This is a genomic window from Noviherbaspirillum album, assembly GCF_035916955.1.
GTDB classification, from domain to species: Bacteria; Pseudomonadota; Gammaproteobacteria; order Burkholderiales; family Burkholderiaceae_D; genus Noviherbaspirillum; species Noviherbaspirillum album.
The window spans coordinates 1-2312 of record NZ_JAWIIV010000098.1 but is presented as its reverse complement, the minus strand read 5'-3'; the positions used below and the strand labels follow the sequence as shown (position 1 = coordinate 2312).

Below are 2312 nucleotides of genomic sequence, written 5' to 3'. Positions count from 1 at the left end.
TGTCACCGCCGGATGGATACTCCCCAATTCTTCCGTTTGAAATCTCCCCAGTTTGAACGGTAAAAGCCGGTGCAGGATGTTCCTGCACCGGCTTTCCGCTTGCTCCAAGATGTCGCGGTAATGGAAATCAGCGACGGGAGAGCGAGTGGTCAAGTTGAAGGAGTGGATGATGATTCTGGAGTTGCACCGACAAGGCTTGTCCGTATCGGCAATTGCCGAGCGCACCGGCCGTGACCGCAAGACAGTACGAAGATACATTCGAGGAGAGCTGGCAGCACCGAAGTACAAACCTCGCCAGCCCAGACCAACTACCATTGCACCATTTGAAGCCTATTTGCGTCAGCGAGTCACGGATTGGCCAGATTTGAGCAGCGCCCGGTTACTCCGGGAAGTTCGTGAGCAGGGCTATGACGGCGGTAAGACAGTGCTTTATGACTTCTTGCGGACCGTGCGCCCGTCTCCGGCGCCGGTGTTCGAAGTTCGGTTCGAAACTCCTGCCGGGCAACAGGCACAGGTCGACTTCGCTGAGTTCAAGGTCAACTTCGGCAACCGCGGCCTGGTGCGCAAGGTGTGGTTGTTTGCCATGGTACTGGGGCACAGCCGATATCTATGGGCCCAATTCGTCTTGCATCAGGATCTGCCAACCGTCCTGCGTTGCCATATGGAGGCCTTTGCTCACTTTGGCGGCGTTCCGCAAGAGATCCTCTACGACCGCATGAAGACCGCCGTACTGGGTGAAGACGACTCCGACAAAGGCATCGTCTATAACGCCAAGCTGCTTGCGTGCGGTGCTCATTACGGTTTTATGCCGCGTGCTTGCCAGGCTTACCGGGCCAAGACCAAAGGCAAAGTTGAACGGCCGTATCGATATATCCGTGCCGACTTCTATCTGGCACGCAGCTTCGAAGATATCGATGATATGAATCGGCAGCTGCGGCAGTGGCTCGACACGGTGGCCAATGTACGCTGTCATGGCACGACCGGTCGTATCGTTGCCGAACACTTCCAGGAAGAGCAACCCCACCTCCAACCTCTGCCGGCAGGACGCTTCGACGCCGTGCTCCGAATGGAACGACGAGTCAGCCACGAAGGCTGCGTCAGCGTTGGAGGCAACTACTACAGCGTGCCCGACGGTACCAGGAAGCGGGTTCTGGACGTGGAAACCACCGCTGACACGATTCGCATCTTTGAGGACGGAACACTGATTGCTACCCATGCTCGCTTGGAGGGCCGGCGTGCGCGGTCTGTGTTGGCCGGTCATCGGTTACTTCAGCGCATCATGCAGCCAGAAGTCGCTCCTGACATTGTGCTGGCACCCGGTCATGCGGTAGCCCAGCGGCCGTTGGCAGTCTATGACTTCATTGGCCGCAGAATGGGAGGCCAGCTATGAGCCACTCTTCCGTAGCAGAACGGATCCGCCGCCACCTGATTGGTTTGAGAATGCCACGCGCATTGGAAGCCTTGCAGACGGTTCAGTCACAGATCGAGCAAGGCCAGTTGACTGCACTCGAAGCCATCGAGGTCTTGCTGGGCGAGGAGTACAGCACGCGGGAGAGCCGCAGGATCAAGATGGCGTTACAAACGGCAAGGCTGTCAGTGACCAAGACACTGGCTGGCTATGACTTCAGCTTCCAGCCGTCACTCGAGCGCGGCCGAGTCATGGCGCTTGCTGAGCTGGGATTCGTTGAGCGGCGCCAGTGCGTGCACTTCCTTGGCCCGCCGGGCACGGGCAAGTCACACCTTGCCGTGGCATTGGGTGTGGAAGCAGTTAAAGCCGGAAAGAGCGTGTTCTTCGCCACGCTGGCCGAACTGGTCGACTCCATGCGCAAGGCCGAACGAGAAGGCAAGCTGCGCGAGCGGGTGAAGTTCCTGTCGCGCTACAGTTTGCTCATCGTCGATGAGATTGGGTACCTACCACTGGGCTCAAATGGTGGCAATCTGTTCTTCCAGCTGGTCAACGCATGCTATGAGCGCTGCGCGATGATCTTGACCAGCAACCGCGGCTTTAGTGAATGGGGCGAGATCTTCGGTGATCCTGTCGTGGCGACAGCCTTGCTGGACCGTCTTCTACACCATGCCATTGTGGTGCCGATTGAAGGCAATTCCTACCGTTTGCGGGAGCATGCCGCGCTGATCCCGGAGCATCTGCGTAACCGCCTTCCCCTCAACGAGACCGGTAATACGGTTCAGACAAAGCGTCGTCCTGGACGACCAAAAAAGGAGGAAAACATGTCAAATCCGGGCTGACCACCCATAAAAAGGGTGGGGAATTTTACTCCGGAAAAAATGGGGAAATTCCAACGGCATTGACA

The 2312-nt window shown here is 57.5% G+C and carries 2 protein-coding genes; both read left to right on the top strand.

The features are described 5' to 3' along the window. Positions 1-145 precede the first annotated feature (145 nt). Positions 146-1390 (top strand): IS21 family transposase, encoded by a 1245-nt coding sequence (istA, locus tag RY831_RS32810; protein ID WP_326510473.1) that lies wholly within the window; start codon positions 146-148, stop codon positions 1388-1390. Continuing rightward, positions 1387-2247 (top strand): IS21-like element helper ATPase IstB, encoded by an 861-nt coding sequence (gene istB, locus RY831_RS32805; protein WP_326510472.1) that lies wholly within the window; start codon positions 1387-1389, stop codon positions 2245-2247. The genes istA and istB overlap by 4 nt, the downstream gene beginning before the upstream one ends. The last annotated feature ends 65 nt before the right edge of the window (positions 2248-2312 follow it).

Coding starts and splice junctions, on each gene's coding strand:
- istB (WP_326510472.1), top strand. CDS start 1,387: ATGAGCCACTCTTCCGTAGCAGAACGGATCCGCCGCCACCTGATTGGT.